Annotated in this window: 9 protein-coding genes; 6 read left to right on the top strand and 3 right to left on the bottom strand. The window is 70.1% G+C overall.

Annotated features, from left to right (window positions below; all coding sequences use genetic code 11):
* Positions 1 to 24: 24 nt before the first annotated feature.
* Complete coding sequence (locus QH276_RS27955) at positions 25 to 1287, bottom strand: ATP-binding protein (protein WP_280406951.1); 1263 nt, start codon at positions 1285 to 1287, stop codon at positions 25 to 27.
* A gap of 215 nt (positions 1288 to 1502) precedes the next feature.
* Between QH276_RS27955 and QH276_RS27950 the strand changes: the two genes are divergently transcribed.
* Positions 1503 to 1859, top strand: coding sequence for a VOC family protein (locus QH276_RS27950; protein ID WP_280399665.1), 357 nt, complete (start codon positions 1503 to 1505; stop codon positions 1857 to 1859).
* Between the two features lie 130 nt (positions 1860 to 1989).
* A complete protein-coding gene (locus QH276_RS27945) occupies positions 1990 to 2448 on the top strand; it encodes an iron chaperone (protein ID WP_280399666.1) in 459 nt (152 codons plus the stop codon).
* A 44-nt stretch (positions 2449 to 2492) separates the two neighbouring features.
* Here QH276_RS27945 and QH276_RS27940 read toward each other — a convergent pair whose 3' ends face one another.
* Positions 2493 to 2834 carry a DUF1844 domain-containing protein gene (locus QH276_RS27940; RefSeq protein ID WP_280399667.1) on the bottom strand — a complete coding sequence of 114 codons (342 nt, stop codon included), beginning with the start codon at positions 2832 to 2834 and terminating at the stop codon, positions 2493 to 2495.
* A 108-nt stretch (positions 2835 to 2942) separates the two neighbouring features.
* Entirely contained in the window at positions 2943 to 3491 is a 549-nt protein-coding gene (locus tag QH276_RS27935) for a DinB family protein (RefSeq protein WP_280399668.1), read from the bottom strand.
* 347 nt (positions 3492 to 3838) lie between these two features.
* On the opposite strand from QH276_RS27935, the gene infC reads away from it, so the two are divergent.
* From infC to QH276_RS27915, 4 genes are all read left to right on the top strand, one after another.
* Positions 3839 to 4468: a translation initiation factor IF-3 gene (infC, locus tag QH276_RS27930; RefSeq protein WP_280399669.1), complete on the top strand. Its 630-nt coding sequence runs from the start codon at positions 3839 to 3841 to the stop codon at positions 4466 to 4468.
* A gap of 142 nt (positions 4469 to 4610) precedes the next feature.
* Positions 4611 to 4805, top strand: coding sequence for a 50S ribosomal protein L35 (gene rpmI / locus QH276_RS27925; RefSeq protein WP_033245213.1), 195 nt, complete (start codon positions 4611 to 4613; stop codon positions 4803 to 4805).
* A 118-nt stretch (positions 4806 to 4923) separates the two neighbouring features.
* A complete protein-coding gene (gene rplT, locus QH276_RS27920) occupies positions 4924 to 5304 on the top strand; it encodes a 50S ribosomal protein L20 (protein WP_033245214.1) in 381 nt (126 codons plus the stop codon).
* 198 nt (positions 5305 to 5502) lie between these two features.
* A complete protein-coding gene (locus QH276_RS27915) occupies positions 5503 to 5694 on the top strand; it encodes a hypothetical protein (protein ID WP_280399670.1) in 192 nt (63 codons plus the stop codon).
* Positions 5695 to 6218: the final 524 nt, after the last annotated feature.

Here is a 6218-nt window from a genome sequence, read left to right as displayed (position 1 = left end):
ACCCTGCTGACCGACACCGACCGGCTACTGCTGCGCCGGCTCGCGGTATTCACCGCCCCGTTCACCGCCGCCGACGCCACCGCGGTCGCCCGGCCCCCCCCCCCGGGACCCCCCGCCCAGCCCGGCGGGGGCCACCATGGTCACCACAGTGTGTCCCGCCCCCGGGCCCACGCCGGCCGCGAGCGCGGGGGCACCCCGCGGGGGGTGCCCGGCGACCGCGGTGGCGTCGGCGGCGGTGAACGGGGCGGTGAATACCGCGAGCCGGCGCAGCAGTAGCCGGTCGGTGTCGGTCAGCAGGGTCTGGCTCCAGTCGAGCATCGCCCGTACCGACCGGTGCCGTTCGTCGGCGCGGCGTCCACCGACCAGTAATCGCAGCGGATCGGCGAGACTCGCGGTCAGTCCGTCCAGGCCGAGGGTGGGTAGCCGGGCAGCGGCGAGCTCGATCGGCAGGGCCAGACCGTCCAGTCGGCGGCATACCTCATCCACCCGGTCCAGGTCCGCGTCCTCGATCCGGCTCCCCAGGGCCCGGGCCCGGTCCAGGAACAGTGCGACGGCATCGGCTGGGCCAGCCGTCCCCTCGCCGTCGAGTACCAGGGGCGGAACCTCGTAGACCTGTTCGAACGGAACCAGCAACCGGGCCCGGCTGGTGACCAGGACCGTCACCCGGGGGCAGTGCGCGAGCAGGCGCTCGAGGAACGGCGCGACGCCGTCGCGCAGATGTTCGCAGTTGTCGAGGACGAGAAGGAGGTGGCGGCCGGCGAGTGCGGTCAGGACCGAATCGTCCATACCGCGTCCCGGCTGCTCACCCAGGCCGAGCGCCCGGGCCACCGCGGACCCGACCAGGGCGGGGTCGGTGACCGGCACCAGGTCCACGAACCAGGCCCCGCCCGCGAACTGCGCGGCCACCTCGGTGGCTACCGCCATCGCGAGCCGGGTCTTACCGACCCCGCCGGGGCCGAGCGCGGTCGCCTGGCGTTGTGTGGTGACGGCCGCCCGCAGTTCGGCGCGCTCCCGGTCGCGGCCGATGAACGAGGTCAGCGGTGCCGGCAGCACGGACACCGGCTCGTCCGCCAGGGCGGGGCCGGGGTAGTCGGCCGCCCGCGCGGCCAGTGCCCGCCGGTCGGGCACCCCGATTTTGCGCAGCAGCGAGGAAACATGCGTTTCCACCGTCCGCACCGAGATGTACAAGCGCGCGCCTATCTCGGCATTGCTGAGGTGCTGCCCCACCAAGGCCAGCACCTCGGCCTCCCGGCCGGAGATCCCACCGGTGACCTTCTGTTTCGACACCGCGTCATTGTCGCGTACGGCCCCGTACCACTCGGTGGCCCCGGGTACGTGCGGACTCAGTGGTGGGTTCCGTGGCCGGCACGGATGTGCGGGTCGGCCATCGGCAATAACGTTGTTCCCATCGCACCCGACGGGCAGCAATACCGGCGGGAAAGCTTACAACACAACGTAATTCGGCCTGAGGGGCCGCACGCAACCCGACACCAGGAGTACCGATGACCAACGCGTCCACCACGGGAATCGCCACCGTTCTGCACCCGGTATCCGATCTTGCGAAGGCGGGCAAGGTGTATACCGCCCTGCTCGGGATCGCACCGCAGACCGAGGGCACCTACTACATCGGTTTCGATATCGGCGGCCAGCACATCGGCCTGGTGCCCGGCGGTGGGCCGCAGGGTATGACCGCGCCGGTGGCCTACTGGCAGGTGCCCGATATCGAGGCGAAGCTGACCGAGGTCCTCGCCGCCGGCGCCACCGTGCGCGAACCGGTGCGCGAAGTAGGGGAGGGCCGCCTGGTCGCCACGGTCACCGACCCCGACGGCAACGTGCTCGGCCTCCTCCAGGACCGCTGAGCCACCGCGTGTGTGCCCGCCCCGGCGGACCCGCATTCGATCACCGCGATCCGCGGGGACGGCCCGCGCCCGGGGATCGCATTCACCCGACCCGAACAATTCACCCCGACCCAGGAACGAAGGAGTCACCATGAGCACTCGGACCCGCAGCACCGCGAAGTCTGCGGTGGGATTCACCGCCGAGGAACGCGCCGCGATGAAGGAACACGCCCAGGAGTTGAAAACCGCCGCCCGCCGTGCCGGACGAGCCGGGAAGGCGGACGGCGAGGCCGATGTACTGGCCAAGATCGCCGAGATGGCGGACGCGGACCGCGCCATGGCCGAACGGATCCACGCCCTCGTCACCGGTCACGCACCCGAGCTCACCCCGAAGCTCTGGTACGGCATGCCCGCCTATGCCCGGGACGGCAAAGTGGTCTGTTTCTTCCAGAGCGCGGCGAAGTTCAAGGCGCGCTACGCCACCCTCGGCTTCAACGATTCGGCCCGGCTCGACGACGGCGCGATCTGGCCCACGGCGTACGCGCTGACCACGCTGGGACCCGCGGACGAAGCGCGGATCGGCGAACTGGTGCGGAAGGCGGCCGCCTGAACACCCCCCTCGTCCCCGGCGCGGGAGTTGCTGCCGGGGACAGGTCAGTAGACCGGGCCGGTGTACTTCTCGCCGGGCCCGGCACCGGGGGCGTCGGGCACGGCGGAACCCTCCCGGAACGCCTTCTGCAACGACTGCAAGCCCTCCCGCAGCGGTCCGGCGTGCGGGCCGAGGTATTCGACCGACGCGGTGATCAGGCCCGCGAGCGCGGTGATGACCCGCCGCGCCTCGTCCATATCCCGGTGCGGACTGTTCTCCGGGTCGGCGTCGCTGAGCCCGAGCTTCTCCGCGGCCGAACTCATCAGCATCACCGCGGCCCGGCTGATCACCTCCACGGCGGGGATATCGGCCAGTTCGCGCACGTCGCCCTCGGGCTGTTCGGTCATGCGCATCAGCCTAGGCGCGTCCCGAACGCCGATCTGCCGGGGCCGTGGGTGATGTGCGCCGCGACTCGTTTCGTGGCGACCGGGTCGCACGGCGAGCGGTCCGGGCTCTCAGCCGCCGAGTGATCCGGCGGATTCGGTGGATCGCGCCGCGCGCAGGATCCGCAATTGGCCGATCTCGGTGGCGTTCTTCAGTAGTTCTACGTTGACCCAGGCCGCCAGGTGGGCGACGGTGAGGCCCGCCTCGGCGGGCCAGGGGTACGACGTGGCCCGTTCGAGTTCGGTGTCGTCGCAACCGTCGAGTACGCGGAGCCAGTGCTCCCGTAGTTCGTTCAGCCAGGTCAGCGCGGCGGCGGTATCGCCCGGCCAGAAGACCTCGGTGCGCTCGGGGATCGGACGGCCCTCGGCGTGGGCGATCGCCGAACTCCACCACCAGCCGATATGCCAGGTCAGCCAGGCGATGGTGGTCGCGGGAACCGGGTCGGGCTCGGTATCGGCGAAATCGGGCCGCCACCGGCCGTCGGGGCCGCGGTGGACCGTCCAGATCACCCCGGCGGGTTCCCAGTGGCTATCGTCGTCGGTCAGGGCCTCGAAATGCAGCTGGGACAGCGACCAGATCAGGTCGAATTGCCAGCGCAGCAGGTCACGTCGGCTGCTCACGGGTGCTGAGCCTGGCAGGTCGCCCGGGCCGGGGCAACTCGTTTTCGTGCCGACCCCGGGAGCGCGATTCGTTCATCCGGCCCGGAACTGTTAGACTCTTCGGCGACGACCGTCCCGGGCCTGTCCGGGGCAGACAAGTGGAGCCCGACTCCCACCGTTGCCGGCGAGTGATCGCTTGGTCAAACGGTCCGGTCCCCCACCTATCGGTGGGTGCATCATCTCGCGCGGCGAGAGGGTGGCGTAGGTGTCGTTACCTGCGTGGCCGGTCGACATCGGGCCCCGTGGCGGTGAAATACCGCACCGGGGCTTTCGTGTTGAACAAGGGGTTCATTGCGAGCGGTCGTCGGATGACACCGCTAGACCTAGGAGGCCCCATCAGCACTGAGACCCGCATCAACGATCGCATCCGTGTTCCCGAGGTCCGGCTCATCGGACCCGGCGGTGAACAGGTTGGGATCGTGCGTGTTGAAGATGCACTACGCGTCGCCCTGGAAGCAGACCTCGACCTCGTAGAGGTCGCGCCGGACGCCCGTCCGCCGGTCTGCAAGATCATGGACTACGGCAAGTTCAAGTACGAGACCGCGCAGAAGGCGCGCGAGTCCCGGAAGAACCAGGTCCAGACCGTGATCAAGGAACAGAAGCTGCGGCCGAAGATCGACGATCACGACTACGAGACCAAGAAGCGCAATGTGGTGCGGTTCCTGGAAGCCGGGTCGAAGGTCAAGGTCACCATCATGTTCCGGGGACGCGAACAGTCCCGGCCCGAACTCGGGTTCCGGCTGCTGCAGCGGCTGGCCTCCGACGTGGCGGATTTGGGTTTCGTCGAGACCTCGGCCAAGCAGGACGGCCGCAACATGACGATGGTCCTCGCCCCGCACAAGGGTGCGAAGACGCGGGCCAAGGCCGCGCAGGATTCGGTAGCCCGGCCGCAGCCCGGCGGCGCGGCGCCGAACACCGGCCGGCCGGTCGCGCAATAACAACGGCGTAGCCGTGCACACTGCGGCGCGAAGCCGCACATAACGCGGCCCACGCCGCAGCGCTATTGCGTCGAGCCTGCAATAACGCTGATCAGTACACCTGGTCCGCCCCTGCGCGGGCACGACACAGATTGAGGTTGCCATGCCGAAGATGAAGAGCCACAGCGGCGCTTCGAAGCGATTCAAGGTGACCGGTAAGGGCAAGCTGCGCCGTCAGCAGGCCAACCGCCGGCACCTGTTCGAATACAAGTCCTCCCGCCGGACTCGTCGTCTGGAAGGCACCGAGGCCGTCGCACCGGCCGATGTCCGCCGGGTGAAGAAGCTGCTGGGTATCTGATTCCCTGTCCGGGAAGAGATACAGTCCGGTACCGCCTACGCGACCGGACGCCGATGAACCGACCCACTCGGGTGCGTCAGATACGACCAGCACCCCCAAGATCGATTAGGACTGACCAGTGGCACGCGTCAAAAGGGCCGTCAACGCTCAGAAGAAGCGCCGTTCCATCCTCGAGGCCTCGAAGGGGTACCGCGGGCAGCGCTCGCGCCTGTACCGCAAGGCCAAGGAACAGCAGCTGCATTCGCTCACCTACGCCTACCGGGACCGCCGGGCGCGTAAGGGTGATTTCCGCAAGCTGTGGATCGCGCGGATCAATGCCGCGGCCCGCGCCAACGACATCACCTACAACCGCTTCGTGCAGGGCCTGAAGGCCGCCGGGGTGGAGGTCGACCGCAAGAACCTCGCCGAGCTGGCCGTCTCCGACGCCGAAGCGTTCGCCGGCCTGGTCGCCGTCGCGAAGGCCGCGCTGCCCGCGGACGTGAACGCCCCGGCCGCCTGAGTGGTGCGTCCGTAGCCGGATCCGGTCCGGCTCCGCTGTGGTGAAGGCCCCCTCTCAGGAGGGGGCCTTCGTCGTTGTCTGCGGGGTGCCGGCTCTGCGGCCCGGCGCCCGGCAGCTGCACCCCCGGATTCGGGGCGTGTGCCCGGGTTCATGACGCTGGTAGCGTGGCAGCTCATCGGCGGACCCCGAGGAGTGATCATGAAACGTTTGCTGCTGAGTGCCGTTGCCGCGGGCATGGTTTCGTTCGCGGTGGGACTTCCGCCGGCATCGGCCGCCCCGGCCGGAATCCCGGTGGAGTCGTCCGCGCCCGCCCAGCGACCGGTGACGGCACCGTTCGATCCGATCTGCCCGCTGTGCTTCGTCCGGGAATTCCTGGAAACCTTCTCCTAGGTCCGGCGGCAATTCGTCGGCCCCGGCCTTTCCGGCCGGGTTCGGATAGGGTGGGCGAGTGCGGATCCGGCGGTGGCGGCGCGTCTATCTGGCTGTGGAATACGGGGCATTGTTCTTCGGGGGTGCCACCCTGTACAACCGGGCGTTCCGCGGGAAATCACCGATACCCGGGCTGGTGGCGGTGGGGCTGGCCGCATCCGGTTACCTGCGCCGCTCCGGCGATTTCGATCGGGCCGCATTGTGGCGGCCCGCCGCGATCCGGGACCAGCTGGGATCGATGGCGGTGCTGTCGGGGGGGGGGGGGGGGGGGGGCCACCCCGGGCGCGGGGGGGGGCGGCGGGGGGGACCGGGGGGTTTGTCCCGCCCCCCCCCCCCGCGGGGGGGGGGGGGGGGGGGTGGGGGACCCGGGGGGGGGGGGGGTGATTACCCAACCGGTTCACCCGCGGCCGCCCCGCGCGCCCCGGGGGCTGCGCCGCCGCCCCCCCCCCCGACAGCACCGCCATCGATCCCAGCTGGTCCCGGAT

Origin of the sequence: Nocardia carnea (genome assembly GCF_029869215.1) — a bacterium.
GTDB classification, from domain to species: Bacteria; Actinomycetota; Actinomycetes; order Mycobacteriales; family Mycobacteriaceae; genus Nocardia; species Nocardia carnea_B.
Note: the sequence above shows the minus strand (reverse complement) of the source record. Positions and strands in the feature narration are given on the sequence as shown.

Excerpts from the sequence above, each read along its gene's own strand:
- QH276_RS27950 (WP_280399665.1), top strand. The coding sequence starts at position 1,503 with ATGACCAACGCGTCCACCACGGGAATCGCCACCGTTCTGCACCCGGTA.
- QH276_RS27945 (WP_280399666.1), top strand. The coding sequence starts at position 1,990 with ATGAGCACTCGGACCCGCAGCACCGCGAAGTCTGCGGTGGGATTCACC.
- QH276_RS27940 (WP_280399667.1), bottom strand. The coding sequence starts at position 2,834 with ATGACCGAACAGCCCGAGGGCGACGTGCGCGAACTGGCCGATATCCCC.
- infC (WP_280399669.1), top strand. The coding sequence starts at position 3,839 with ATGACACCGCTAGACCTAGGAGGCCCCATCAGCACTGAGACCCGCATC.
- rpmI (WP_033245213.1), top strand. The coding sequence starts at position 4,611 with ATGCCGAAGATGAAGAGCCACAGCGGCGCTTCGAAGCGATTCAAGGTG.
- QH276_RS27915 (WP_280399670.1), top strand. The coding sequence starts at position 5,503 with ATGAAACGTTTGCTGCTGAGTGCCGTTGCCGCGGGCATGGTTTCGTTC.